The organism is Pseudomonas sp. R11F, from assembly GCF_050312575.1.
Taxonomy (GTDB): Bacteria; Pseudomonadota; Gammaproteobacteria; order Pseudomonadales; family Pseudomonadaceae; genus Aquipseudomonas; species Aquipseudomonas palleroniana.
On sequence record NZ_JBNPJU010000024.1, the window covers coordinates 73,607 to 98,107 of the forward strand.

The window sequence follows — 24,501 nt, forward strand, 5'->3', positions numbered from 1 at the left end:
AGCGTGGGAACGATCAAAAGGTTCAGGACTGTGCACCGCTTCAATGCACCATGAACCGGCATCGAGCACGGATCCAACGCTTGAAAGCCAGGCATCACTGAGAAAATTCTGATAGCCAAAAACACCAAAGCCCCGTATTCCGGGGCTTTGCGCTTTATGAAGAAAATATTTTGTGCATCCTGGCCATTCTGGCATGCGCCCTGCAATAACCCTGACATAACCCAGTTTCGGGGACCTTGGTACAGGCAGGCCGAGAATCCCCTCTTTACACCGGGGCGCTTGATGCTAACAGCATCGTGCCCCACACCCGTTTTGGGAGCCCTGGTACAGGCAGGCCGGGAACTCCCTCTTTTATTCCTCCCGGAGATGGATCTCCAGCCGCCAGCGGCCGTCGGTTTTTCCCCCGTTCCACTCTCCACGCAACGGTCGCGCGGCCACCAGGTTGAGCAGCAAGCCGCGATCGGTCTTGCGCACGCGCCAGTTCACATCCTTGTCGTTGACCTTGAGTTGCCCACCGCCAGCCTTGCCCTGGGCGTCGAACAGCAACGCCACGGCGCCGTCGATATGCTCGCCGTGCAGCTTGGGTTCGCTGTTGAACCACACCACCATGCCATCCGCGCGGGTCTCGACCTGCTGCAACTCGACCGGGTCGGGTGTGGTCAGGCGGCCGATCATCAAGCCGATCATCAGGCCGACAATCGCCAAAGAGCCCATGACCCGTGGCAATAGCTTCGGCCTTGGGTCGTCTTCAGGGGTAGAATGCAACGCATCTTTGCCTTCGGAGCCGTGCATGTTTCACGTCATCCTTTTTCAACCAGAAATTCCGCCGAATACCGGCAACGTTATCAGGCTGTGCGCCAATAGTGGCTGCCACCTGCATTTGATCGAGCCGCTGGGCTTCGACATGGACGACAAACGCCTGCGCCGCGCCGGGCTGGACTACCACGAGTACGCCACCCTCAAGCGCCACGCCGACCTTGCCAGCTGCCTGGAAAGCCTGGGCCACCCGCGCCTGTTCGCGTTCACCACCAAAGGCTCGCGGCCGTTTCATGATGCCAGCTTTGCCGAAGGCGACGCCTTCCTCTTCGGCCCGGAAAGCCGTGGTCTGCCGGCCGAGGTGCTCGACGCCCTGCCCGACGGCCACCGCCTGCGCCTGCCGATGCGTGAGGGCTGCCGCAGCCTGAACCTGTCCAACACCGTAGCCGTTGCCGTCTACGAAGGCTGGCGCCAGCTGGGCTTCAAGTAACACCCATAACAAATGTGGGAGGGGGCTTGCTCCCGATGGCGGAGTGTCAGTCGACATCTATGTGACTGATCCACCGCCATCGGGGGCAAGCCCCCTCCCACATTGGGTTCTGCGTCGGGTTCGAGATTACTGAACCGTCGACGAACCTTCCTGTTGCATGCGCTGCAGCTCTTGAGCGTACAGGGCATCGAAGTTCACCGGAGCCAGCATCAGCGCCGGGAACGAGCCGCGGGTGACCAGGCTGTCCAGGGTCTCGCGGGCATACGGGAACAGGATGTTCGGGCAGAACGCGCCCAGGGTGTGGCTCATGGACCCTTCGTCCAGGCCCTGGATCAGGAAAATACCGGCCTGTTGCACTTCAGCGATAAAGGCCACTTCCTCGCCATTCTTGACGGTTACCGACAGGGTCAGTACCACTTCGTGGAAGTCGCCTTCCAGGGATTTCTGGCGGGTGTTCAGGTCCAGGGCAACGCTTGGGGTCCACTCCTGACGGAAGATGGCCGGGCTTTTCGGCGCTTCGAACGACAGGTCGCGAACATAGATGCGCTGCAGCGAAAATTGTGGGCCTTGGGCTTCTGCTGCTTCGGTATTCTGTTGGTCAGTCATCACAGATCCTTCTTAATCTTGGGGTCTTTAGGGTTTAGGAGTCAGACGAGCAGCAGCGCATCGAGTTTACCGGCGCGCTCCAGGGCGAACAGGTCATCGCAGCCACCGACGTGCCGGGTGCCGATCCAGATCTGCGGCACGGACGTGCGCCCCGCTTTCTGAGCCATTTCGGCACGCACCTGGGGTTTGCCGTCGACCTTGATCTCTTCGAAGGCAATGCCCTTTTTCTCCAGCAAGGCCTTGGCCCGCATGCAGTAAGGGCACCAATCGCTGGAATACACGACAACCTGGCTCATATCACTTCACCAGCGGCAGGTTATCGGCCTTCCAGCTGCCGATACCGCCGGACAGTTTGGCGGCGGTGAAACCGGTCTTGAGCATTTCGCGGGCGTGGGTGCCGGCGTGCTGGCCTTGGGCGTCGACCAGGATGATGGTCTTGGCTTTGTATTTTTCCAGCTCGGCCAGGCGTGCGATCAGCTTGTCCTGCGGAATGTTCAGGGCGCCAACAATGTGGCCGCCGGCAAATTCCTTGGCCGGGCGAATATCCACGACAACGGCTTCATCCTTGTTGACCAGCGCGGTCAGCTCCGACGTGCTCAGGCTGCGGCCACCGCGGCTCATTTCATGAGCGATCAGCAGCGCCAGCAGGATGACAAAGGCACCCGCGAGCAGGTAGTGGGCAGTGGCAAATGCAATCAGGTGATCAACCATCAAGGAGGTTCCAGGGCGTTAAAATGGCGGTAAGTATACACAGCCGTCCGGGGGGGCCAACCCCCGTAAAGCGGTGACGTGGTGGGAACTTCGCTTTAAACTGCCACTCACTTTTCAATTCTCTTCCTTATTAGCGCCGCGAGAGGATCTATGACTACCACGCCTAAACCTTTGGTCCTGATAATTCTCGATGGCTTCGGACACAGTGAAAGCCACCACGACAACGCCGTGTATTCGGCCAACAAGCCCGTGCTGGACCGCCTGACCGCTACCGTACCCAATGGCCTGATCTCCGGTTCCGGCATGGACGTGGGTTTGCCGGACGGCCAGATGGGCAACTCGGAAGTCGGCCACATGAACCTCGGCGCCGGACGAGTGGTATACCAAGACTTCACCCGTGTGACCAAAGCGATCCGCGACGGCGAGTTCTTCGAGAACCCGACCATCTGCACGGCGGTGGATAAAGCAGTCGCAGCCGGCAAGGCCGTGCACTTCATGGGCCTGCTCTCCGACGGCGGCGTTCACAGCCACCAGGATCACCTGGTCGCCATGGCCGAACTGGCCTTCAAGCGCGGCGCCGACAAGATCTACCTGCACGCCTTCCTCGACGGCCGCGACACTCCGCCGAAAAGCGCGCAATCGTCCATCGAACTGCTGGACGCCACCTTCGCCGCCCTCGGCAAGGGCCGCATCGCCAGCCTGGTGGGCCGCTACTTCGCCATGGACCGCGACAACCGTTGGGACCGCGTGTCCCAGGCTTACAACCTGATCGTCAACGGCCAGGCCGACTTCAACGCCGCCACCGCACAGGACGGCCTGCAAGCTGCCTACGAGCGCGGCGAGAGCGATGAGTTCGTCAAAGCCACCACCATCGGTGAGCCGGTGAAAGTGGAAGACGGCGACGCCGTGGTGTTCATGAACTTCCGCGCCGACCGCGCCCGCGAGCTGAGCCACGTGTTCGTCGACGACGGCTTCAAGGATTTCGAGCGCTCGCGCCAGCCGAAGGTCGAGTTCGTGATGCTGACCCAATACGCCGCCAACATCCCGGCCCCTTCGGCATTTGCCCCGGGCAGCCTGGACAACGTGCTGGGCGACTATCTGGCGAAAAACGGCAAGACCCAGCTGCGCATCGCCGAAACCGAGAAATACGCCCACGTGACGTTCTTCTTCTCCGGTGGCCGCGAAGAGCCATTCCCGGGCGAAGAACGCATCCTGATCCCGTCGCCGAAAGTCGCCACCTACGACCTGCAGCCGGAAATGAGCGCACCGGAAGTGACCGACAAGATCGTCGATGCCATCGACCACCAGCGTTACGACGTGATCGTGGTCAACTACGCCAATGGCGACATGGTTGGCCACAGCGGCAACCTGGAAGCGGCGATCAAGGCCGTGGAATGCCTGGACACCTGTGTCGGCCGCATCGTCGACGCCCTGGAAAAAGTCGGCGGCGAAGCACTGATCACCGCCGACCACGGCAACTGCGAGCAGATGTCCGACGAATCGACCGGCCAGGCCCACACTGCGCACACCACCGAGCCGGTACCGTTCATCTATGTTGGCAAGCGCGACCTGAAAGTGCGTGAAAGCGGCGTATTGGCGGATGTGGCGCCCACCATGCTCAAGCTGATGGGCCTGGAGAAGCCGAAAGAGATGACCGGCACCTCGATTCTGGTCTGACTCACCCTGATCGTTCCCACACTCTGCGTGGGAATGCCGCCGGGGACGCTCCGCGTCCCACTATTCTGCGTATGGGTGACGCGGAGCGTCACGGGATGCATTCCCACGCGGAGCGTGGGAACGATCGAAGTACGTGAGGCTGCGTATCAGCCTGTTGAAACTGATCGGCCTGGAGAAACCAGTGGAGATGACAGCCACCTCAATCCGGGTCTGACTCACCACGATCGTTCCCACGCTCTGCGTGGGAATGCCGCCGGGGACGCTCCGCGTCCCTCTATTCTGCGTATGGGTGACGCGGAGCGTCACGGGATGCCTTCCCACGCGGAGCGTGGGAACGATCGCCCCCCCCCCTCCCACATGTGATCTGCGGTGTTTGGTAGATGTCTTTATGCCATACCGCTGCCACTCGGCACCTATCTTGGCATCCCGCCCCAATTGGGCGTTTTTTTTGCAGCGCTTGGCGGGCATACTAGGCCGTCCCTTTCCCTGGTGTCGCCCGCCTCTATGCTTCGCGCCTTGATTACCCTCGCTCTCGTCTGCCTGCTCCAACCGGCTTTTGCCGATGAGCGCGCACAAACCCAACAACAGTTGGACGCAACGCGTCAGGACATTACCGAGCTGAAAAAACTGCTCGGCAAGCTCCAGGAAGAAAAATCCGGCGTGCAGAAAGACCTGCGCAGCACGGAAACCGAGATGGGCAAGCTGGAGAAGCAGGTCCAGGAGCTGCAAAAAGAACTAAAGAAGAGCGAGTCGGAACTGGAGCGACTCGACGCTGAGAAAAAAAAACTCCAGGGCGCCCGCGTTGAGCAACAACGCCTGATCGCGATCCAGGCCCGCGCCGCCTACCAGAGCGGCCGCCAGGAGTATCTCAAGCTGCTGCTCAACCAGCAGAACCCGGAGAAATTCGCGCGCACCCTCACCTATTACGACTACCTGAGCAAGGCCCGCCTGGAGCAATTGAAGGGTTTCAACGAAACCTTGCGCCAATTGGCCAACGTGGAACAGGAAATCGCCGACCAACAGTCGCAGTTGCTCGACCAGAAAAGCGCCCTCGACACCCAGCGCGACCAGTTGGACAAGGTCCGCAAGGAACGCCAGCTGGCGCTGGCCAAGCTCAACGACGATGTCAAAGCCCGCGACGCCAAGCTCCAGGCCCGTGAGCAAGACCAGGCCGACCTGGCCAAAGTGCTCAAGACCATCGAGGAAACCCTGGCCCGCCAGGCTCGCGAGGCAGAAGAAGCGCGGCAAAAAGCGCTGATCGCCCAGCAGGAAGCGGAAAAAAAGCGCCAGCGTGAGGCCGAACTGGCTGCCACGACGGATGCCCCGGCGCCCCGCAAACCTGCGCATTCCGCACCTGGCCCGCTGGTTTCCAGTGCGGGAGAATCGTTCGGTGGCCCTTTTGCTTCAGCTCGCGGAAAACTTCCATGGCCTGTTGATGGTCGATTGTTGGCTCGTTTTGGGGAAACCCGTGGCGATGACACCCGCGCCAAGTGGGATGGCGTGATGATCAGCGCCGCTGCCGGCAGCCAGGTCCACGCCGTCCACGGCGGGCGTGTGGTGTTCGCCGACTGGCTGCGCGGTGCCGGCTTGCTGGTGATTCTTGACCACGGTAATGGCTATTTGAGCCTTTACGGCCACAATCAGACTTTACTCAAGTCGGCAGGTGATGTTGTAAAAGCCGGTGAATCCATCTCCACTGTCGGTAACAGTGGTGGCCAGGACACTCCGGCGCTGTATTTCGCTATTCGTCAGCAGGGTCGCCCGAGCGATCCCGCACAATGGTGCAGAACCCAAGGATAAGGGTCGCGCCTACATTAGGAGTTCGTTCGACATGCTGCATTTGTCCCGCCTCACTTCGCTGGCCCTGACGATCGCCCTGGTGATCGGCGCGCCTCTGGCTTTTGCCGACCAGGCCGCACCGGCTGCACCCGCCGCGACCTACGCAGTGACCACCAAGGCGCCGTTGCCGCTGGAAGAGCTGCGCACCTTTGCCGAGGTGATGGACCGGATCAAGGCGGCCTATGTCGAACCCGTAGACGACAAGACCCTGCTGGAAAATGCCATCAAGGGCATGCTCAGCAACCTCGACCCGCACTCCGCCTACCTCGGCCCGGAAGATTTCGCTGAGCTGCAGGAAAGCACCAGCGGCGAATTCGGTGGCCTGGGCATCGAAGTGGGCTCCGAAGATGGCCAGATCAAAGTGGTGTCGCCGATCGACGACACCCCGGCGTCCAAAGCCGGTATCCAGGCCGGCGACCTGATCGTGAAGATCAACGGCCAGCCCACTCGCGGCCAGACCATGACCGAAGCCGTCGACAAGATGCGCGGCAAGCTCGGCCAGAAAATCACCCTGACCCTGGTACGCGACGGCGGTGCTCCGTTTGACGTGACCCTGGCCCGCGCGACCATCACGGTCAAGAGCGTGAAGAGCCAGTTGCTGGAGTCGGGCTACGGTTACATCCGTATCACCCAGTTCCAGGTCAAGACCGGCGACGAAGTGGCCAAGGCCCTGGCCAAGCTGCGCAAAGACAACGGCAAGAAGCTCAACGGCATCGTGCTCGACCTGCGCAACAACCCGGGCGGCGTGCTGCAGGCGGCGGTGGAGGTGGTCGACCACTTCATCACCAAAGGCCTGATCGTCTACACCAAAGGCCGGATCGCCAACTCCGAGTTGCGCTTCTCGGCCACCGGCAATGACCTGAGCGAAGGCGTGCCGCTGGCGGTATTGATCAACGGCGGCAGCGCCTCGGCCTCGGAAATCGTTGCCGGTGCCCTGCAGGACCAGAAGCGTGGCGTGCTGATGGGCACTACCAGCTTCGGCAAAGGCTCGGTGCAAACCGTGTTGCCGCTGAACAACGAACGGGCCCTGAAGATCACCACGGCGCTGTATTACACACCCAATGGCCGCTCGATCCAGGCCCAGGGCATCGTCCCGGACATCGAAGTGCGCCGCGCCAAGATCACCAACGAGACCGATGGCGAGTTCTACAAGGAAGCCGACCTGCAGGGTCACCTGGGCAATGGCAACGGCGGTGCCGACCAGCCTACAGGCAGTGGCGCGAAAGCCAAGCCGATGCCGCAGGACGACGACTATCAACTCGCCCAGGCACTGAGCCTGCTCAAGGGCTTGAGCATCACCCGCAGCCGTTGATATGCGTTTTGCCTTGATCATCGCTGTACTGTGCAGCCTGGCAGGGGTCGCCCACGCGACCCCTGGCGGCGAGCCACACAAAGCCTACCTGACCCTGATCATCGACGACCTTGGGCAAAATCTGCCGAGGGATCGCCGCGTGCTGGCCCTGCCTGGGCCGGTGACCACGGCGATCATGCCCGACACGCCCCACGCCGCCGAATTCGCCCGCGAGGCCCACAAGGCCGGCAAGATCGTGATCCTGCACATGCCCATGGACCCGGCCACCGGCCCGTTCGCCTGGCACCCCGACCTGCCGATCGAAGAACTGGGCAAACGCCTGGATGCCGCCTTCCAGGCGGTGCCCTACACCGCCGGCATCAACAACCACATGGGCAGCCGCATGACCGCGCAACCGGCCGCGATGGCCTGGTTGATGGCTGAGTTGCAACGGCGCAACAAGTTCTTTGTCGACAGCCGCACCAGCGCGCAGACCGTCGCCGCTGCCGAAGCGCAGAAGATCGGCCTGGCCAGCGTCTCGCGGGACGTGTTTCTCGATGACGAACGCACCGAAGGCGCAATCACCACGCAACTGCAAACCGCGATCAAGCTGGCCCACAAGCAGGGCTCGGCGGTGATGATCGGCCATCCCTACCCGCAAACCCTGGCGGTGCTGGAGCGGGAGTTGCCCAAGCTCAAGGCGCAGGGTGTGGAGTGGATCGATATCAAGTTGATGATCAGCGTGCGCAGCAATCAAGCGATGGCCGGCCACGGAAAAAACGGCACCTATTCACCCGCGCGTAGATAAGTACTGCCCCGCCCTTGCAGCATTCTTCGATAGTCGCTCCTCCCATTCATCGGAGAGCTCTCGAATGCCCCATCTACAGTTCAAAGACCTGCTCATCAGCTTCACCAGCGAATTCCTGCCGCTCTGGAATGACCTCGGGTCCGGCGCTCACAAAGCGGTCAGCCTGTGGCGCCCCAGCACCTCCGCCGACGCCCTGGGCCAGTTTTTCCCCGTGGGCGATATCGCCACCGACAGCTATCGCAATATCAACCAGCGCAAGATCGTCGCGGTGGTCAGTGACGCGAATAAAGTCGACGGCACCGCCCTGCGTTCGCCGGAAGACTACCAACTGGTCTGGAAAGACACGGATTCAGGCGCACGCACCGACTTTTCCATATGGCGGCCGCTGGCGCCCGAAGGCTATGTCGCCATGGGCCTGGTGTGCGGCGTGGGCTATGAAAAGCCTTCGCGCAACGCCGTACGCTGTGTCCGCGCCGACTTGGTCGTCAATGCAAAACCCGGTGACTTGATCTGGAATGATTACGGCAGTGGCGCCTCCAAGGACTTCAGCGCCTGGTCGATCACGCCTCCGGACGCAGAGCCTGGAGAGATCTACCTGGCACCTGGCACCTTTATCGGCAATGCACGCTACGCCAAGCCTGATCTGCCGACCTACGCATTGCGCCTGGACCTGACCGCGCAACCGGGCGAACCATTATCCCCACCGGCACTGACGGGTTATGAACCACCTGCAACAGAAGAAACTCCTGCTCCGCCGCTGGTCTGTGAACTGCCCTGGTTCTGCGTGAAGGACCCGGAACTGAGCACAAACGAGCAGTTGCTATCGTCGCCGACCTACCGACTGGAGCGCACAGACCGCCATCAGTTTGCCGGTTTCGGGCACAACACCAGCGTCACCAGCCAACCGTTCATGTGGACAGCGACCAAAGGCGAGATCGGCGATTACTCGCTCGCTCTGTCAGCCATCTCTCGCGTTTCGATGTGGCGCAAATGGTCGGCGAGCCTGCGCCCGTTCCAGTTGAGCTTCTCGGCGAACCTGGAGCCGGCCTTCACTCATACCCAGCGGTCCGCCAAAGGTTGGAACTATGCCTCGCCCCTGGAAATCATCACCTACATTCCGGCCCAAAAAGCCGTGGCGGCTTACCTGATCCAAAGCGAATACCGCTTGCTGCGCCAGGACGGCAGCCAGGTGGCGGCGACCGTCACTTACATCAACGGCGATCACATTTACATGAGTGAGTATCCCAAGGATCAGCCGGTACCCGACGTCAGCAAGACTGAGTTGCCCGAGCCCCTACCCACAACCGAGGTGGCGCTGGAGCACGCCGCTGCACAGACAGAACCGGCGCTAGAGATAGCGGGCCATGATCTCGTCAATGAAACCATCGCCCCGTAACTGATCGAGCGCGGCCTGGAGCTTGGCTACCACGTCGTCGGGCACATCCTTGTTCAGCGCCAGGTACAGTTGGGCACTGTTAAAGCGCAGTACCGTCTTGAGCCCGGTCACACCGACCTGGCGCGCCAGGTAACGCCCGGCGGGATCACCGGTGGCCCACAGGTCGATCTGGCCATCCAGCAGCTTCTGCGCATTGTCCTGGTCGCGCAGTACGACTAACGGCTTGAGACCCTGTTTTTCCAGGGTCTCGGCAATCGCGTCGCCCTTGTAGGCGCCTACCTTGTAATGCCGGGCGTGCTCCAGGTCCGGCAGCTGGATAGTGCTGTCAGCCTTGGCCAGCATCACCCAGTCGTCCGGGCCGATGGGGCCGACCCATTTGAACAAGCCTTCACGGTCCGGCAGGCGCGCCATCACGAACACGCCGTAGCCGGGTTTCTCCAGGGCGAGTTTGTAGATTCGTTCCCAGGGGAAACGCAGGGTTAGGTTGTAGGAAATGCCGGCACGCTTGAAGGTTTCACGCACGATGTCCACGGCGATGCCTTCGATGTTCTCGTCCTTGGCGAAGTTCTTGCCGTTTTTCGCCATGTTGTAGGGCGGGAAGTTTTCCGTCAGCAACACCAGGGAGACGTCGGACGGCGCTTCGGCATTCGCCGAGCCGGCCAGCACGGCGCAAGAACTGGCGAGGGCGAGCAGCAGGTGTCTGAACATGAAGGTTACCGGAATCCATGGCAAGCGCAGAGAGTGCCCCGCGCCTGCCAGGGTGTCCAGCAGCGTTTAGCGAACGACGATACCGCGCGCCGCCATGTACGCCTTGGCTTCGGGAACGGTGTATTCGCCAAAGTGGAAAATACTCGCCGCCAGCACGGCGCTGGCGTGGCCTTCGATCACGCCGTCGGCCAGGTGCTGCAGGTTGCCGACACCACCAGAGGCGATCACCGGAATGCCCAACGCATCACTGATGGCACGGGTAACGCCCAGGTCGAAGCCGTTTTTCATGCCGTCCTGGTCCATGCTGGTCAGCAGGATTTCACCAGCCCCCAGGCCCTCCATCTTCATCGCCCACTCTACTGCGTCCAGGCCGGTGGGCTTGCGACCACCGTGGGTGAAGATCTCCCAACGCGGGGTCTCACCCGGGCCGGAAACCTTCTTGGCGTCGATGGCGACGACGATGCACTGCGAACCGAAGTGTTGCGCCGCTTCACCGACGAACTCCGGGTTGAACACGGCAGCGGTATTGATCGAGACCTTGTCCGCCCCCGCGTTGAGCAGGTTGCGGATGTCTTGCACGGTGCGCACACCACCGCCCACGGTCAGCGGGATAAATACCTGGCTGGCCATTCGCTCTACGGTATGCAACGTGGTGTCGCGGCCGTCGACGCTGGCGGTGATGTCGAGAAAGGTAATCTCGTCGGCACCTTGCTCATCGTAGCGACGGGCGATTTCCACCGGGTCGCCGGCGTCACGGATGTTCTCGAACTTGACGCCCTTGACCACGCGACCATTGTCGACGTCCAGGCAAGGGATGATGCGTTTGGCCAGCGCCATGGTCAGTCCTCAGCCGTTGTAGGCATCGCAGTAAGCCTGGGCTTCGGCGACGTCCAGGGTACCTTCGTAGATCGCGCGGCCGGTAATGGCGCCGATGATGCCAGGCGCCTTGGCGTCCAGCAGCGACTTGATGTCACCCAGGTTGTGAATGCCGCCGGATGCGATCACCGGAATTCGGGTTGCCGCCGCCAGCGCCGCGGTAAACGGTACGTTGCAGCCCTGCATCATGCCGTCTTTGGCGATGTCGGTATAAACGATGGCAGACACGCCGTCGGCTTCGAACTGCTTGGCCAGGTCGATCACCTGCACGGTGCTGATCTCAGCCCAACCGTCGGTGGCGACGAAACCGTCCTTGGCGTCCAGGCCCACGATCACTTTGCCTGGAAATGCACGGCAGGCTTCAGCCACGAACGCCGGGTCTTTCACGGCCTTGGTGCCGATGATCACGTAGCTCACGCCAGCCTTGACGTAGTGCTCGATGGTTTCCAGGGAGCGGATGCCGCCGCCGATCTGGATCGGCAGGTTCGGGTAGCGCTTGGCAATGGCGGTCACCACCTCGCCGTTGACCGGCTGGCCTTCGAAGGCGCCGTTCAGGTCCACCAGATGCAGGCGACGGCACCCCCCTTCCACCCATTTGGCGGCCATGCTCACCGGGTCATCGGAGAACACGGTGGAGTCTTCCATGCGGCCTTGGCGCAGACGTACGCAGGCGCCGTCCTTGAGATCGATAGCGGGGATAATCAGCATCTGGCAAACCTTATTCGATATTCAGCAATGCTTGGGAAGTCAGGGCTTCTCAAGCGACCACAGGTCGCTTTCGATGCTTTCGAACCTTTCTTTAAGGAGCGTCTGCGTGTCGAAAATCGCCCGGTTGTAATAGTGCGGCGCTACTTCGGTGGTGAACAGCTCAAGAATCTCGGCCACCTCAAACGAGCCCAGCGTGAGCTCGAAGCGGTCCTCCATGAAGACCTTGATCTTGTGGGTAGCCTCACGCTCCTGTTCGGGCGTGAGGTTCAGGATCGGCGGCCTGGGCTTCTTGGCCATTTACCAGCGACCATCCCACGCGGCGAAGTTCTGCAGCAATTGCAGGCCATGGGTGTGGCTCTTCTCCGGGTGGAACTGCACGGCAAAGCGCGAACCTTCGGCCAGCGCTGCGGCGAAGTCGACGCCGTAATGCCCGCCACCCACCACCTGGCGCGGGTCACCGGCGGCAATGTAGTAGCTGTGCACAAAATAGAAGCGCGCCAGATCCGGAATGTTGTGCCACAGCGGGTGTTCCACTGTCTGGCTGACTTCATTCCAGCCCATGTGCGGGACTTTCAGGTGGGCGCCGTCTTCGTGCAGGTCCTTGCCGAAGAACTTTACCTGGCCGGGGAACAAGCCGATGCAGTCAACGCCATCGTTCTCTTCACTGCGATCGAGCAAGGCTTGCATGCCCACGCAGATGCCGAGGAACGGGCGATCCTGGCTGACTTCACGCACCAGGCTGTCAAAGCCCAGGCGGCGGATCTCAGCCATGCAATCGCGGATCGCGCCCACACCAGGGAACACCACCCGGTCAGCTTCGCGAATCACCTTGGCATCGCTGGTGATCAGTACCTTGCCGGCGCCTACATGTTCGAGGGCCTTGGCCACCGAGTGCAGGTTACCCATGCCGTAATCGATAACCGCGACCGTCTGCATTACAGGACGCCCTTGGTCGAGGGCATTTGCCCGGCCATACGCTCATCCAGCTCCACGGCCATGCGCAGGGCGCGGCCGAAAGCCTTGAACACGGTTTCGATCTGGTGGTGGGTGTTGGTGCCGCGCAGGTTGTCGATGTGCAGGCTGACCAATGCGTGGTTGACGAAGCCCTGGAAGAATTCCTGGAACAGGTCGACATCGAAGCCGCCCACGGTGGCGCGGGTGTAGGGCACGTGCATCTGCAGGCCTGGGCGACCGGAGAAGTCGATGACCACGCGCGACAGCGCTTCATCCAGCGGCACATAGGCGTGACCGTAGCGACGGATGCCTTTTTTGTCGCCGATGGCTTTGGCAAAAGCCTGGCCCAGCGTGATGCCCACGTCTTCCACTGTGTGGTGGTCGTCGATATGCAGGTCGCCCTTGCTGACGATATCCAGGTCGATCAACCCATGACGGGCGATCTGGTCCAGCATGTGCTCAAGAAAAGGGACGCCGATATCAAATCGGGCCTTTCCGGTGCCATCCAGGTTGATCGAGGCTTTGATCTGGGTTTCCAGAGTATCGCGCTCGACGGACGCCTTACGTTCGGCCATCACCAACTCCGCAAAATCATTGGGCGAAAAAGGCAGCCATTATAGGGGTGCGGGCGCTAAACAGAAACATCGAAGGGGACAAGACTGACGAGTTGAAGCGAGGATAGACATGTGCATACATGTGAAAGCCTGTAGTGAGCGGGCTCGCCCCGCGCTGGGTGGCGCAGCCGCCCCAAACCCAGGCACCGCGGTTTTCCTGAAACACCGCGACGTCCTTGTTGGGGCGGCTACGCCACCCAGCGCGGGGCAAGCCCGCTCACTACAAGGTTGTATCAGTGGAACAGGACTGCGGTTTTCTGCAGGGTCACCCACACACCCCACGCCAACGGAATGCCCACTACCAGCCACGCGGCGATGGCCAACGGCACGCTACCGGACGCTGCCTTCCACTCCAGGGAAGTGGTGGCATCCGCGCCCTTGTCATGGCCCAGCGCCTGTTCGGCGGCCAATTCGGCGTCGGTCATGAAGTACTTGTCGGCCACCGGACGTACCAGCATGTTGCAGATAAAGCCCAGCACCAATAGCCCGGCGAGGATGTACAGGGTGATGTCGTAGGCCGCAGCTCGCTCAACACCGATGCTCAACTGATACTCACGCAGGTAGTTCACCAGCACCGGACCCAACACGCCCGCCGCGGCCCAGGCGGTCAGCAGGCGACCGTGGATCGCGCCGACCATCTGGGTGCCGAACAGGTCGGCCAGGTAAGCCGGAACCGTCGCGAAACCACCGCCGTACATCGACAGGATGATGCAGAACGCCGCCACGAACAGCGCCACGTTACCCAGGTGCCCCAGGTTCGGAATCAGCGCATACAGGGCAAAGCCCAGGGCGAAGAACACAAAGTAGGTGTTCTTGCGGCCCAGGTAGTCGGAGAACGACGCCCAGAAGAACCGGCCACCAATGTTGAACAAGCTCAACAGCCCCGTGAAACCGGCCGCGATCGCCGCAATGGAAGCCAACTGCCCCGCATCCAACTGACCGAACGGCACATCGACACCCAGCAACTTGCCGCCAAACACTTCCTGCAACAGCGGCGAAGCCATGCCGAGGATGCCGATACCGGCGGAAACGTTCAGGCACAGCACCAGCCATACCAGGCGGAACTGCGGGGTTTTCCAGGCCACGTTCACATGGACGTGACGGTGAGTGATCATCGCATTGCTGGCTTTTTTCGCCGGAGCGGTCCAGCCCTCAGGCTTCCAGCCGGTCGGCGGGACGCGGTACGACAAGGCGCCACCAATCATGAACACGAAGTAAATCGCCGCCATCACCAGGAAGCTCTGCCAGACGCCTACGCTGGTTGGAGACGCAAAGTGGCCCATCAGCGCCGCGGCCAACGGTGCACCGACCATCGCGCCGCCGCCGAAGCCCATGATCGCCATGCCGGTCGCCATGCCGCGTTTGTCCGGGAACCACTTGATCAGGGTCGATACTGGCGAGATGTAGCCCAGGCCCAGGCCGATGCCGCCAATGACCCCGGAGCCGATCCACATCAGCCAGATCTGGTGGGTATAGATACCCAACGCCGAGATCAACAGGCCGCCGCACCAGCACAGAGCCGATACAACGCCCGCCTTGCGTGGCCCGGCGTGTTCCAGCCAGCCACCCCAGATCGCTGCCGAGCAACCCAGGAAGATGAAGAACAGCGTGTAGATCCAGCCCAGCATGGAGATGGGCCAGTCACATTGGGATGAGAAAACTTGGGCAATAAAGCTCATGTCCGGCGCGCAGGCAACCGGCGCGGTGATGCCCAGCGCCTTGGACAGCGGCAGCCAGAACACCGAGAAACCGTAGGCCATGCCGATGCACAAGTGAATGGCCAGGGCGGCCGGCGGAACCAGCCAGCGGTTGAACCCTGGCTTGGCGATGATGCGTTCCTTGGACAGGAACGCAGGCTGCGCGACAGTACTACTCGTCGCAGTGCTAGTGCTCATTGGTGTTTCCCCCAGTTATTGATTGTTGTTCGTCGGGCGCTCTCTCACTCGGCCTTACACGCAAAGCGATGGCCGTTTTTGTTGAGGAGAAGCTCCTTAAGGGCGCGACGCAGTGTCGCAGAAGGCAGACGAACCCGCGCAGATTAGCACCTGCGGATGACAGAAAAACCAAACTGATATCACCTTTTTCGCAATAACTGTATTTTTTGGCGCCAAAATCCCGTTTCACAGGGTCTAGATACAATGTAACGATCCGTGAACTGACGAGAGCCTGCGGGCGTTATACTCTTCGGCTAAATTTTGAATTCGACATACAAGGACTCGCCCATGAAAGCGTTCGGCAAAATCCTGGGTCTGGTACTTCTCGGGCTGTTGCTGATCATTGTGGCCCTGGGCTTCGCCCTGACCCACCTCTTCGATCCCAACGACTACAAAGACGAGATTCGCCAGATTGCCCGCGACAAGGCCCACATCGAGCTGACGCTCAATGGCGACATCGGCTGGAGCCTGTTCCCCTGGCTGGGCCTAGAGCTGCACGAAGCCAGCGTCGCCACCCTGACCAACCCGACCAAGCCATTCGCCGACCTGCAGATGCTCGGCCTGTCGGTGCGCGTGTTGCCGCTGCTGCGTCGTGAAGTGCAGATGAGCGACGTGCGCGTCGAGGGCCTCAACCTGCGCCTGAACCGCGACAAGCAAGGCCACGGTGACTGGGAAGACATCGGCAAGAACGTGCCTGTGGCGAGCGCCGACGCCCCGGTTCCCGCTCCCGTGCAAGCACCTGCCGAGCCGGAGCCTGAAAAACCGCCGAAGCCGATCCGCCTGGACATCGACAGCCTGACCATCAACAACGCCCGCGTTGAATACAACGACGAGCAGACCGGCAAGCAGTTCAGCGCCGAAAGCATCCAACTGAGTGCCGGCGCCGTCCACGAAGGCGCCAGCATCCCGCTGAAACTCACCGCATTCCTGGGCACCAGCCAACCGCTGATGCGCGTCAAGACCGAGCTCACCGGCAACCTGCGCATCCAGAACGCCCTCAAACGCTATCAGCTCGAAGACATGCGATTGAGCGGCGAGGCCACCGGCGAGCCGTTGCAGGGCAAGACCATGACCTATTCCACCCAGGGTCAGGTGCTGGTGGACCTGGCGGCCAATATCGCCGAATGGACCAACCTGAAACTGTCCGCCAACCAGTTACGCGCGCTGGGTGAACTCAAGGTCAACGACCTGAACAAAACCCCGCAGCTCAACGGTGCCCTGTCCATTGCCCAATTTGACCTGGCCAAGTTTCTCGAAAGCGTCGGCCACCCATTGCCGGCGATGGCCGAGGGCAGCCTGAGCAAGGTCGAACTGGTCAGCCGCCTCAAGGGCACGCCTACCAGCGTGGCCCTGGAAGACCTGAACCTCAAGCTGGATGGCAGCACCTTCACCGGTCGCGTTGCCGTGGATGACTTCGCCAAGCAATCCCTGCGCGTGCAGCTCAAGGGCGATACCTTCAATGCCGACAACTACTTGCCGCCTAAATCCGAGTCCGCCAAAGGCGCCGCCGCCGCACGCCAGGCTGAAGTCCAGAACAGCGAAATGGGCGCCATGGCCGCCGGTGGCACCACACCACTGCCGGACGCCCCGACCAAAGGCGCCTGGAGCACCGACAGGCTGCTGCCGCTGACCCGCCTGCGCACCCTGGATGTGAACGCCGACCTGGCCTTCGGCCAACTGACCCTGAGCAAGCTGCCGATCCAGAATGCTGCACTCCAAGCCTCCGGCATCGACGGCCAACTCAAGCTCGACAACCTGAGTGGCGGTCTCTACAACGGTACGTTCCAAGCCAACGGTACGCTGGATGTGCGCCAAGACATCCCGGTCGTGGCACTGCAAACCCATATCAAGCAAGTGCCGGTCGAACGCATCCTGCAGGCCCAGGGGCAAAACCCGCCGGTGAAAGGCCAGGTCACCCTGGACAGCAACCTCACAGGCCGTGGCAACAGCCAGAAAGCCTTGGTCGACAGCCTCAACGGCACCGCCAGCTTTGTGATCAACAACGGCATGCTGCTCAATGCCAACCTTGAACAGCAACTGTGCACCGGCATCGCCCTGCTCAACCGCAAGACCCTGAGCAGCACCCCACAGGGCAAGGACACGCCCTTCCAGGAACTGCGCGGCAACCTGACTTTCCGTAACGGCGTGGCCAGCAATCCAGACCTGAAAGTGCGCATCCCGGGCTTGACGGTCAACGGCAACGGTGACGTCGACCTGCGCGTACTGGGCATGGACTACCGCGTCGGCATCATCGTCGAAGGCGACAAGCGCGACGTTCCGGACCCGGCCTGCCAGGTCGGCAGCAACTTCCAGGGTATCGAAGTACCGCTACGCTGCCGTGGCCCGCTGGAGTTGGGCGCCAAGGCCTGCCGCCTGGACAAGGATGGCTTGACCCAGGTGGCGCTCAAGGCGGCCGGCAACAAGCTCAGCGACAAGCTTGAAGAGAAGCTCGACAAGGTCAACCCACAGTTGAAAGACGCCCTGAAAGGCCTGTTCAAGCGATGAGAAACGAGCAATTTTCACAGGCGGTGCTCGACTGGTACGACCGCCACGGGCGCCATGACCTGCCCTGGCAACAGGGCATCACGCCTTACCGGGTGTGGGTCTCGGAGATCATGCTGCAGCAGACCCAGGTCAGCACGGTGTTGAACTACTTCGATCGCTTCATGGCCTCGCTGCCGACGGTCGAGGCCCTGGCCGCCGCGCCGGAAGACGAGGTGCTGCACCTGTGGACGGGCCTGGGTTACTACACCCGTGCCCGCAACCTGCAGAAGACCGCCAAGATCGTCGTCGCCGAATACGGCGGCGAATTTCCCCGCGATGTCGAAAAACTCACCGAGCTGCCCGGTATCGGCCTGTCCACCGCCGGCGCGATCGCCAGCCTGAGCATGGGCCTGCGCGCCCCGATCCTCGACGGCAACGTCAAACGCGTGCTCGCGCGCTTTACCGCGCAAGAGGGCTACCCCGGCGAACCCAAGGTCGCCAAGCAGCTGTGGGCTACCGCAGAGCGCTTTACACCGCATGACCGGGTCAACGCCTATACCCAGGCGATGATGGATATGGGCGCCACGCTCTGCACGCGCAGCAAGCCAAGCTGCCTGCTGTGCCCGCTGGAAAAAGACTGCGAAGCCCACATGCTCGGCCTGGAGACGCGCTACCCGATCCCCAAGCCGCGCAAGACCATCCCGCAAAAGCGCACACTGATGCCGCTGCTGGCCAATACCGAAGGCGCGATCCTGCTTTACCGACGCCCGTCCACGGGCCTGTGGGGCGGTTTGTGGAGCCTGCCGGAGCTGGATGACCTGGAAGACCTGGACCACCTCGCCAACCAGCACGCGCTGGCGTTGGGCAAGCAGCAGCCACTGCCCGGGCTGATCCACACCTTCAGCCACTTCCAGCTGGCCATCGAGCCCTGGCTGGTGCAGGTTGAGGAAACCGTCCATCACGTGGCCGAGGCCGACTGGCTCTGGTATAACCTCGCCACCCCGCCGCGCCTGGGCCTCGCCGCCCCGGTCAAAAAATTGCTGAAGCGCGCGGCCGATGTATTGAACGCAGGAGAGTCGTCATGACCCGCACCGTAATGTGCCGCAAGTACAAAGAACAACTGCCGGGCCTGGAACGCCCACCGTATCCGGGCGCCAAGGGCCAGGATGTGTTCGATCACGTGTCTGCCCAGGCATGGGCCGACTGGCAGAAACACCAGACCCTGCTGATCAACGAAAAACGCCTGAACATGATGAACGCCGAAGACCGCAAATACTTGCAGGGCGAAATGGACAAGTTCTTTTCCGGCGAAGATTACGCCAAGGCCGACGGCTACGTGCCACCTGCTCAATAACTGATCAAAAACCGGGGTCGGAACGTAAGCGACGGTAATAATTAAATATTTTTTGAAAACTTGCTTGACGACCCCCTGAAAAACCCGTTTAATGCGCCCCGTTGCCCAGATAGCTCAGTCGGTAGAGCAGGGGATTGAAAATCCCCGTGTCGGCGGTTCGATTCCGTCTCTGGGCACCACTAATACCGAAAAACCCCAAGCGAAGATGATTCCTTGGGGTTTTTTATTGCCCACGATTTAACGCCGGCTGGACGAACTCAGGGCCACGCCGGACTGCCCCAAATTGAAGCTTGTTTATCGTGCGGCTCAATCGTCTAGTTTTTACATTTCTGGCTGCAAGGTAGTGATTTCATGACCCGGTATTTGTCCTGCGCGCTGTTACTGCTGGCTGCACTGCTCAGCGGATGCGCCACGCAAATGGATGTTTCGATCAACGCAACGCCTGATCCGGACTATCACTTTGATCGAGAGGCAACCGTACTGGTGACGACCTCCGTTGGCGGCAATGCGCAGAACACGCTCAATGCGCGCTACTACCTTCGAGACATGGTCAGGGCCATGAAGGACCAGGGCTTTCGCAACGTATTCACTGACAACACCCTGCCTCAGAACCCTGCACCGATCAGAATGACCGTCACGCTCGATGTCGACAGCCGCCAGGTCACTTACCGCTACACCGCCACCGAGTACGGCCAAGTGCCGACAAGCACCACCACCGAGTGCAAGAAGAGCAAGAAAAAAGACGATCAACTGACCTGCACCAGCAAACCCAATACCACCTATGGCCCAGTGGGCACCTCGGAGCGAACCGGCTACACCACGCTCACCACGCTCACCGCCACGGCTCGGGACGAAGCGAGCCGGCGCGCGGTGTATGTGCTTCGGGCAACGTCCTACAACGAGGATTGCCAGGCGGCCAAAGTCGAGGCGTTCCTGGTTGAACAGGGTTTGCAGAACCTGAATTTTCAGGATCGCGTGCAACGCAACTACACCGTGAAGATGCCGGAGGGCTACCAGTGCAAGTAGCCTGCACTGGACCCGCGGTTTAATTGAGCAAAAACACCATCAACGGATTGTCGTTCAAGCGCCCTTCGAAGCTGGGCGCCAGTTGCTCCACCGGCGTGCCCTTCAAAAGCGCAGTCTCTTTACGCGAGACAATCACCCAGGATGGACGCGGCAACGCGTTCAACTTCTCAAGCTCGTTACGCCCCACGAACAGCGGCTGCTCATCGTGGTCCAGGTTCATCATGTAGCGTATGGCCCAGGTGTCCCGCGCCAGATCGACAAACACCAACGGGCCGGGCTGCGACACCCGAAGTGTTTCTACCTGGCTGACGAACCGCTGCGTATCGAATTGCAGGTCCTTGGCCGGCTCGATCACCGCCACCAGCAGCAGCCATTGCGCCGCCAGCGCGATCACACTGAGCGACACCAACCTCAGCTCCCGCCGCCAGGCCACCAGGGCCGCCACTTGAAGAATGACCAGCACACCGATCAGCAGCGGCAGCGAAACATCAGGCCAGTAACCGTGCTTTTGCCACGCCTGTCGACAGACGAAGAGCACAACCACGCCCAAGGCCGGTAGCGCTGCGACAAGCCATTCATAACCGCGACGTACACCCACCAACCAATTTTGCGCGTAAAGCAGCCCATAGGCGGCGACAGCGGCAAACATCGGCACCATCGGCAGGATGTAGTAAGCACGCTTGAAGTGTGGCACCGATAGGCCGAGCAAAATCATCAAGCCACACGCGCCCAGACGCCAAAAAAGCTGCATGTCCTCATTCGCCCAGCGCTCAGACCAACGATGACGCAGCGCAATCAAGGTCGCCAGCGCCAACGGCACCACAGGGAAGTAGCGATACAAACTCAGCTTGAAGTAGAAATAAAATGGCTCGCCCGACTCATCAAGACGGCCACCCACCTGCATTTTGAACACTTCATCGGCAAAGGCATCGCCGCCACTGATACGTGCCAGCTTCATCAGCAGCCACCAGCACGCCGCAAGCAGCACCAACCCGACAACGCCGTGGACCAGCACCTGCTTGACCCTCTCGCCTGGCCGAGCCAGCGCCCAATACACGCACACCACCCCGCACACCTCGATCAACCCCAGCGGCCCGCGAATCGCGAAGCCCAGGACGAACAGCGGGAACACCGCCAACTGCCGCACCCGCGAACCCAGACGCTCGCCGCTGTGCAGCAGATAAAAACTGCCGACGCACAACAACGCGACCATCTGGTCCAGGCATACCGAGCGGGATTTTTCCAATAACTGGGTCGTGAGCAGCGTCAGCAACACCGTGAGCAACGCCCAAGGACGGCCGGCAGGCGCCAGCAAGCGGTAGATCAGGGCAACCACACCTGCCGAGGCGAGCGCCGTAGGCAGCACATTCGCCAAGTGATTCGGCGCACCAAACAACCGGGCAAACACAAAACTGAAGAAAGTCGCCGTGCCGGGGTAATCCGCATACGGCTGACCATAGGTAGTAGGGAAAAGGCTCGCACCATGGCGAAACATTTCCTGCATAAACAGCGCCCAACGCCCATCAAAACCTTGGGGCTGCTGATCCCAGATCCCTAGGGTGAATAGCAGTAAGGCGATCAGAAAAATGCCCAGGGACTCCAGGCGAAAACGACTGCGGTGGTCCATCGATTGTCCTTTCAGGTAGGGTGCGCCGACTTATGGTGCCGCAGCCCGTCCTGAATGACGCCTGAACAAAACCCAACATTCACGCTTTACCGATTGGCGGGCCACACCCACCGTGGCACCAGGCGAATGTAGATCAGCTCCCCCACCAACTCGACCAGTGTTTGCAGGATGACTGCCGTTGCGGCAATACCTCGCACCTCTTCGGGCAGAGCCAACGCCAGAGGCAGCACCACCAGCGAATTGCGGGTCGATGCACTGAAGGTCACCGCCCGCGCCGTCATCGCGGGCAAAGCGAACAACTTCGATGCAAACGCGCCCATCAGCGGCGCCAACAACAGGAAGCCCAGGTAGACCGGAACCACCGGCAACAACAGGCCGATATCGCGCACCACTGCGCTGATCTGCCCGCCGATCACCACAAACAGCACCAGCGCCATCGCCGGCACCGGCAGCCAGGCCCAGGCATTGTTCCACGCGCCGACAATCTTGGAGCAGCGCGCCAGAGCCGTGGTCAGCACCGCAAGGATCATCGGCGCCACGATCAACCCCAGGAATGCCTCGACAAACGGCCCCACCGCCACCACCCCCTCGAACTGCGCGCCCAACAGGAAACTCAGGTAAACCGGCAGCAACACCAATTGCAGCAACAACAGCAGCGGCGTCGCCGCCAGCATTGACCGCGAATCGCCCTTGCCGATATGGGTAAACACCACCACGTAGTCGATGCACGGCGTGAGCAGCACCAACAGCGCCCCCACCAGCAAACCCGGGCACTCCACCAGGCCACGCGTCAACGCCCACACGAGCAATGGCACCAGGACGAAATTGGCCAGCAACAATGCCCAGAGGAAGCGTTTGTTGATCAAGCCCTGGCGCAAGTCTAGAAACGGAATTTGCAGGAACATCGCGTACATCAGCACCGCAATCGCGGGCATGACCAGCATGCCAAGCCCTTGGGCGGCCACGGGCGCGAGCAAGCCGAAGCAGGCAGCCAGCAGGACCGCCGCAAAGTACACAGGAATCTGGTGGTGTTCGAGGGTGTCGCGGGTCATGGGCCAACTCTGTTCAATCAACACGATCGCAAGCCCGGGCGGCCGACGCGATACACCGAGCATACCGGCACTTTCTGCACGCATGGCAGGTTAAATTTGGTAATTTCGGCTTCTTATAAAAAAGCGCATGAGTCTTCAGGCTTACCCTACAAGCGCATGGATTGAGGCAACCGATGAACCTGCCGACCCGACCTGCCCCGGAAACCTTTCGACAAGCTGCCGCCGACGGCTACCTTATCGGCGGCTTCACCTGGCGGCACATCCGTACCGACCCCACACGCCCGGTAGTGATCATCAACGCCGCTACGTCCGTGCGCTGCCGCCATTATTCACGCTTTGCCGACTATCTGTTTGCCAATGGCTTGGACGTCATCACTTACGACTATCGCGGCATCGGCGAATCCAGGGACGGCTCCCTGCGCGGCTTCAAGGCCTCTTGGTCAGATTGGGGCGTGCTGGATTTCGAGGCAATGCTGCAACGGGCTCAGCGAGAATTTCCCGGGCAACCGATTGATGTGGTCGCCCACAGTTTCGGCGGTTGCGCTGCCGGGCTGGGGGCATCGGGAGCGGTGATTCGGCGGGTTGTCACGGTAGGCGCGCAGTTCGCCTACTGGCGCGATTATCACGCAAGCGAACGCTGGCGCATGCTTGCCAAATGGCATGTGGCGATGCCCTTGCTGACGGCACTGTGCGGTTACTTCCCCGGCAAGCGTCTGGGCTGGCTGGAGGACACGCCGACGGGCGTGGTGAAGGATTGGGCCACACCGACCTCGAGTTACGAAAGACGCCCCAGCGGTCGCATCCTGGGTGAGCTGCCATTTAGCCGCGTGAAGGCGCGGATACTGGCCATCAGCATGACCGACGACCCGTTTGGCACCGTGGCGGCCATCGAACGGTTACTGGGCTATTTCAACAACAGCGAATGCACTCACTGGCGGATTGCACCCGAAAATATCGGCGAGGAAAACGTCGGACATTTCGCGTTCTTCCGTAGCGAGTACCAGAACCGACTATGGCCCATCGCACTGGCGTGGCTACAAAAAGGCAAGATGGCAGACGGTACGCCCGGGCACCGAGTGACGGAACGCACGTAGATTCCCTTGGGATTTCACCCAACCTGCGCTTCAATACCCGACCCCGATCCTGAACCAAGGACGCAAGCCCATGGCTTCGCCAAACAAACAGCAAAAACGCGCCCACCGGGCAAAGGCCAAGGCCAAGCAAAACCGCACCCAACGCGCCGTCGCGGCGAAGCCGGATGCGTTCGCCGGCGATGACAGCCGTATCGACCTTGAATCGGTGGATTTGACCGAGCTGTTTGTTGAAATGCGCACAGCCGGTGAAATCAGCCAGCAGGCGCTGTGTGCGGCATTCCTGTCGCACCCTTTGCTGGCACTGGTGCTGGAGCAGGAAGGCGAAGAGGAAGCCACCGATTTTATCCTGGCGGCGCTGATCGAGTATCGGCAGTGGGCCACGGACAGCGATGACGAAGCGGCGGCGCTGGCGTGGATCGAATCGTCAGAGTTCCAGGCCGATTACGTGGCAGCCTCCCAAGCGCTCGCCAACTCGGAAGACTGACGCAGAGTGAAA

Annotated in this window: 25 protein-coding genes and 1 tRNA gene; 13 read left to right on the top strand and 13 right to left on the bottom strand. The window is 61.1% G+C overall.

The window, feature by feature from the left end:
- Nucleotides 1-351: 351 nt before the first annotated feature.
- Nucleotides 352-792 (bottom strand): hypothetical protein, encoded by a 441-nt coding sequence (locus ACQRBV_RS07450; RefSeq protein WP_090367358.1) that lies wholly within the window; start codon nt 790-792, stop codon nt 352-354.
- On the opposite strand from ACQRBV_RS07450, the gene ACQRBV_RS07455 reads away from it, so the two are divergent.
- Nucleotides 791-1,246, top strand: a complete 456-nt coding sequence (locus tag ACQRBV_RS07455; RefSeq protein WP_003171120.1) for a tRNA (cytidine(34)-2'-O)-methyltransferase — start codon at nt 791-793, stop codon at nt 1,244-1,246. The two genes, ACQRBV_RS07450 and ACQRBV_RS07455, sit on opposite strands and share 2 nt — an antisense overlap.
- A 126-nt stretch (nt 1,247-1,372) precedes the next feature.
- On the opposite strand, the gene secB is transcribed toward ACQRBV_RS07455, so the two are convergent.
- Genes secB through ACQRBV_RS07470 form a run of 3 tightly spaced genes read right to left on the bottom strand, consistent with a single transcriptional unit; the run spans nt 1,373 to nt 2,563 of the window.
- On the bottom strand, nt 1,373-1,852 hold the full coding sequence (gene secB, locus ACQRBV_RS07460) for a protein-export chaperone SecB (RefSeq protein WP_060754603.1): 480 nt from the start codon (nt 1,850-1,852) through the stop codon (nt 1,373-1,375).
- Nucleotides 1,853-1,893: 41 nt separating this feature from the next.
- Nucleotides 1,894-2,148 (bottom strand): glutaredoxin 3, encoded by a 255-nt coding sequence (gene grxC / locus ACQRBV_RS07465; protein ID WP_060754604.1) that lies wholly within the window; start codon nt 2,146-2,148, stop codon nt 1,894-1,896.
- Nucleotide 2,149: 1 nt separating this feature from the next.
- Nucleotides 2,150-2,563, bottom strand: coding sequence for a rhodanese-like domain-containing protein (locus tag ACQRBV_RS07470; protein WP_060754605.1), 414 nt, complete (start codon nt 2,561-2,563; stop codon nt 2,150-2,152).
- A 150-nt stretch (nt 2,564-2,713) separates the two neighbouring features.
- Here ACQRBV_RS07470 and gpmI point away from each other — a divergent pair, with 150 nt between their 5' ends.
- The 5 genes from gpmI (at nt 2,714) to ACQRBV_RS07495 (ending at nt 9,574) form a co-directional block, all read left to right on the top strand.
- Nucleotides 2,714-4,240 carry a 2,3-bisphosphoglycerate-independent phosphoglycerate mutase gene (gene gpmI / locus ACQRBV_RS07475; RefSeq protein WP_411985317.1) on the top strand — a complete coding sequence of 509 codons (1,527 nt, stop codon included), beginning with the start codon at nt 2,714-2,716 and terminating at the stop codon, nt 4,238-4,240.
- 504 nt (nt 4,241-4,744) lie between these two features.
- Nucleotides 4,745-6,040 carry a murein hydrolase activator EnvC family protein gene (locus ACQRBV_RS07480; RefSeq protein WP_090367365.1) on the top strand — a complete coding sequence of 432 codons (1,296 nt, stop codon included), beginning with the start codon at nt 4,745-4,747 and terminating at the stop codon, nt 6,038-6,040.
- Between the two features lie 31 nt (nt 6,041-6,071).
- Nucleotides 6,072-7,391: a S41 family peptidase gene (locus tag ACQRBV_RS07485; protein WP_411985318.1), complete on the top strand. Its 1,320-nt coding sequence runs from the start codon at nt 6,072-6,074 to the stop codon at nt 7,389-7,391.
- Between the two features lies 1 nt (nt 7,392).
- Nucleotides 7,393-8,178, top strand: coding sequence for a divergent polysaccharide deacetylase family protein (locus tag ACQRBV_RS07490; protein ID WP_198760812.1), 786 nt, complete (start codon nt 7,393-7,395; stop codon nt 8,176-8,178).
- Between the two features lie 64 nt (nt 8,179-8,242).
- Nucleotides 8,243-9,574, top strand: a complete 1,332-nt coding sequence (locus ACQRBV_RS07495) for a Vps62-related protein (protein ID WP_411985319.1) — start codon at nt 8,243-8,245, stop codon at nt 9,572-9,574.
- Here the strand turns inward: ACQRBV_RS07495 and ACQRBV_RS07500 are convergent.
- The 7 genes from ACQRBV_RS07500 to ACQRBV_RS07530 form a co-directional block, all read right to left on the bottom strand.
- Nucleotides 9,527-10,282 (bottom strand): substrate-binding periplasmic protein, encoded by a 756-nt coding sequence (locus ACQRBV_RS07500; RefSeq protein WP_060754611.1) that lies wholly within the window; start codon nt 10,280-10,282, stop codon nt 9,527-9,529. The genes ACQRBV_RS07495 and ACQRBV_RS07500 overlap by 48 nt on opposite strands.
- Nucleotides 10,283-10,348: 66 nt before the next feature.
- Nucleotides 10,349-11,119, bottom strand: a complete 771-nt coding sequence (hisF, locus tag ACQRBV_RS07505; protein ID WP_003171107.1) for an imidazole glycerol phosphate synthase subunit HisF — start codon at nt 11,117-11,119, stop codon at nt 10,349-10,351.
- Between the two features lie 9 nt (nt 11,120-11,128).
- A complete protein-coding gene (gene hisA, locus ACQRBV_RS07510) occupies nt 11,129-11,866 on the bottom strand; it encodes a 1-(5-phosphoribosyl)-5-[(5-phosphoribosylamino)methylideneamino]imidazole-4-carboxamide isomerase (protein WP_008435688.1) in 738 nt (245 codons plus the stop codon).
- Between the two features lie 39 nt (nt 11,867-11,905).
- A complete protein-coding gene (locus ACQRBV_RS07515; protein ID WP_060754613.1) occupies nt 11,906-12,163 on the bottom strand; it encodes a DUF2164 domain-containing protein in 258 nt (85 codons plus the stop codon).
- Nucleotides 12,164-12,802 (bottom strand): imidazole glycerol phosphate synthase subunit HisH, encoded by a 639-nt coding sequence (gene hisH, locus ACQRBV_RS07520; RefSeq protein ID WP_060754614.1) that lies wholly within the window; start codon nt 12,800-12,802, stop codon nt 12,164-12,166.
- Complete coding sequence (hisB, locus tag ACQRBV_RS07525) at nt 12,802-13,395, bottom strand: imidazoleglycerol-phosphate dehydratase HisB (RefSeq protein WP_017849940.1); 594 nt, start codon at nt 13,393-13,395, stop codon at nt 12,802-12,804. The genes hisH and hisB overlap by 1 nt, the downstream gene beginning before the upstream one ends.
- Nucleotides 13,396-13,667: 272 nt before the next feature.
- Entirely contained in the window at nt 13,668-15,329 is a 1,662-nt protein-coding gene (locus ACQRBV_RS07530; protein WP_060754615.1) for an OFA family MFS transporter, read from the bottom strand.
- A gap of 327 nt (nt 15,330-15,656) precedes the next feature.
- On the opposite strand from ACQRBV_RS07530, the gene ACQRBV_RS07535 reads away from it, so the two are divergent.
- From ACQRBV_RS07535 to ACQRBV_RS07555, 5 genes are all read left to right on the top strand, one after another.
- Complete coding sequence (locus ACQRBV_RS07535; RefSeq protein WP_060754616.1) at nt 15,657-17,873, top strand: AsmA family protein; 2,217 nt, start codon at nt 15,657-15,659, stop codon at nt 17,871-17,873.
- Nucleotides 17,870-18,937, top strand: coding sequence for an A/G-specific adenine glycosylase (gene mutY, locus ACQRBV_RS07540; protein ID WP_161547688.1), 1,068 nt, complete (start codon nt 17,870-17,872; stop codon nt 18,935-18,937). The genes ACQRBV_RS07535 and mutY overlap by 4 nt, the downstream gene beginning before the upstream one ends.
- Nucleotides 18,934-19,206: an oxidative damage protection protein gene (locus ACQRBV_RS07545; protein ID WP_060754618.1), complete on the top strand. Its 273-nt coding sequence runs from the start codon at nt 18,934-18,936 to the stop codon at nt 19,204-19,206. The genes mutY and ACQRBV_RS07545 overlap by 4 nt, the downstream gene beginning before the upstream one ends.
- A gap of 103 nt (nt 19,207-19,309) precedes the next feature.
- A tRNA-Phe gene (locus ACQRBV_RS07550) sits at nt 19,310-19,385 on the top strand.
- A 172-nt stretch (nt 19,386-19,557) separates the two neighbouring features.
- Nucleotides 19,558-20,232 carry a hypothetical protein gene (locus ACQRBV_RS07555; protein WP_411985320.1) on the top strand — a complete coding sequence of 225 codons (675 nt, stop codon included), beginning with the start codon at nt 19,558-19,560 and terminating at the stop codon, nt 20,230-20,232.
- A 19-nt stretch (nt 20,233-20,251) separates the two neighbouring features.
- Here the strand turns inward: ACQRBV_RS07555 and ACQRBV_RS07560 are convergent, their stop codons facing one another.
- Complete coding sequence (locus ACQRBV_RS07560; protein WP_060754620.1) at nt 20,252-21,859, bottom strand: ArnT family glycosyltransferase; 1,608 nt, start codon at nt 21,857-21,859, stop codon at nt 20,252-20,254.
- A gap of 86 nt (nt 21,860-21,945) precedes the next feature.
- Complete coding sequence (locus ACQRBV_RS07565; RefSeq protein WP_411985321.1) at nt 21,946-22,911, bottom strand: arsenic resistance protein; 966 nt, start codon at nt 22,909-22,911, stop codon at nt 21,946-21,948.
- A gap of 173 nt (nt 22,912-23,084) precedes the next feature.
- Here ACQRBV_RS07565 and ACQRBV_RS07570 point away from each other — a divergent pair, with 173 nt between their 5' ends.
- Both ACQRBV_RS07570 and ACQRBV_RS07575 read left to right on the top strand, forming a co-directional pair.
- On the top strand, nt 23,085-24,005 hold the full coding sequence (locus tag ACQRBV_RS07570) for an alpha/beta hydrolase family protein (RefSeq protein ID WP_411985322.1): 921 nt from the start codon (nt 23,085-23,087) through the stop codon (nt 24,003-24,005).
- A 70-nt stretch (nt 24,006-24,075) separates the two neighbouring features.
- The gene (locus tag ACQRBV_RS07575; RefSeq protein ID WP_060754623.1) at nt 24,076-24,489 is read left to right on the top strand and encodes a hypothetical protein; all 414 of its coding nucleotides are present in this window, start codon (nt 24,076-24,078) and stop codon (nt 24,487-24,489) included.
- Nucleotides 24,490-24,501 lie beyond the last annotated feature (12 nt).

Coding starts and splice junctions, on each gene's coding strand:
- ACQRBV_RS07565 (WP_411985321.1), bottom strand. CDS start 22,911: ATGACCCGCGACACCCTCGAACACCACCAGATTCCTGTGTACTTTGCG.
- ACQRBV_RS07515 (WP_060754613.1), bottom strand. CDS start 12,163: ATGGCCAAGAAGCCCAGGCCGCCGATCCTGAACCTCACGCCCGAACAG.
- hisH (WP_060754614.1), bottom strand. CDS start 12,802: ATGCAGACGGTCGCGGTTATCGATTACGGCATGGGTAACCTGCACTCG.
- secB (WP_060754603.1), bottom strand. CDS start 1,852: ATGACTGACCAACAGAATACCGAAGCAGCAGAAGCCCAAGGCCCACAA.
- ACQRBV_RS07455 (WP_003171120.1), top strand. CDS start 791: ATGTTTCACGTCATCCTTTTTCAACCAGAAATTCCGCCGAATACCGGC.
- ACQRBV_RS07555 (WP_411985320.1), top strand. CDS start 19,558: ATGACCCGGTATTTGTCCTGCGCGCTGTTACTGCTGGCTGCACTGCTC.
- ACQRBV_RS07545 (WP_060754618.1), top strand. CDS start 18,934: ATGACCCGCACCGTAATGTGCCGCAAGTACAAAGAACAACTGCCGGGC.
- ACQRBV_RS07485 (WP_411985318.1), top strand. CDS start 6,072: ATGCTGCATTTGTCCCGCCTCACTTCGCTGGCCCTGACGATCGCCCTG.
- ACQRBV_RS07535 (WP_060754616.1), top strand. CDS start 15,657: ATGAAAGCGTTCGGCAAAATCCTGGGTCTGGTACTTCTCGGGCTGTTG.
- ACQRBV_RS07480 (WP_090367365.1), top strand. CDS start 4,745: ATGCTTCGCGCCTTGATTACCCTCGCTCTCGTCTGCCTGCTCCAACCG.
- ACQRBV_RS07490 (WP_198760812.1), top strand. CDS start 7,393: ATGCGTTTTGCCTTGATCATCGCTGTACTGTGCAGCCTGGCAGGGGTC.
- ACQRBV_RS07570 (WP_411985322.1), top strand. CDS start 23,085: ATGAACCTGCCGACCCGACCTGCCCCGGAAACCTTTCGACAAGCTGCC.
- hisA (WP_008435688.1), bottom strand. CDS start 11,866: ATGCTGATTATCCCCGCTATCGATCTCAAGGACGGCGCCTGCGTACGT.
- ACQRBV_RS07500 (WP_060754611.1), bottom strand. CDS start 10,282: ATGTTCAGACACCTGCTGCTCGCCCTCGCCAGTTCTTGCGCCGTGCTG.
- ACQRBV_RS07560 (WP_060754620.1), bottom strand. CDS start 21,859: ATGGACCACCGCAGTCGTTTTCGCCTGGAGTCCCTGGGCATTTTTCTG.
- mutY (WP_161547688.1), top strand. CDS start 17,870: ATGAGAAACGAGCAATTTTCACAGGCGGTGCTCGACTGGTACGACCGC.
- ACQRBV_RS07450 (WP_090367358.1), bottom strand. CDS start 792: ATGCACGGCTCCGAAGGCAAAGATGCGTTGCATTCTACCCCTGAAGAC.
- ACQRBV_RS07470 (WP_060754605.1), bottom strand. CDS start 2,563: ATGGTTGATCACCTGATTGCATTTGCCACTGCCCACTACCTGCTCGCG.
- gpmI (WP_411985317.1), top strand. CDS start 2,714: ATGACTACCACGCCTAAACCTTTGGTCCTGATAATTCTCGATGGCTTC.
- ACQRBV_RS07530 (WP_060754615.1), bottom strand. CDS start 15,329: ATGAGCACTAGCACTGCGACGAGTAGTACTGTCGCGCAGCCTGCGTTC.
- grxC (WP_060754604.1), bottom strand. CDS start 2,148: ATGAGCCAGGTTGTCGTGTATTCCAGCGATTGGTGCCCTTACTGCATG.
- hisF (WP_003171107.1), bottom strand. CDS start 11,119: ATGGCGCTGGCCAAACGCATCATCCCTTGCCTGGACGTCGACAATGGT.
- ACQRBV_RS07495 (WP_411985319.1), top strand. CDS start 8,243: ATGCCCCATCTACAGTTCAAAGACCTGCTCATCAGCTTCACCAGCGAA.
- hisB (WP_017849940.1), bottom strand. CDS start 13,395: ATGGCCGAACGTAAGGCGTCCGTCGAGCGCGATACTCTGGAAACCCAG.
- ACQRBV_RS07575 (WP_060754623.1), top strand. CDS start 24,076: ATGGCTTCGCCAAACAAACAGCAAAAACGCGCCCACCGGGCAAAGGCC.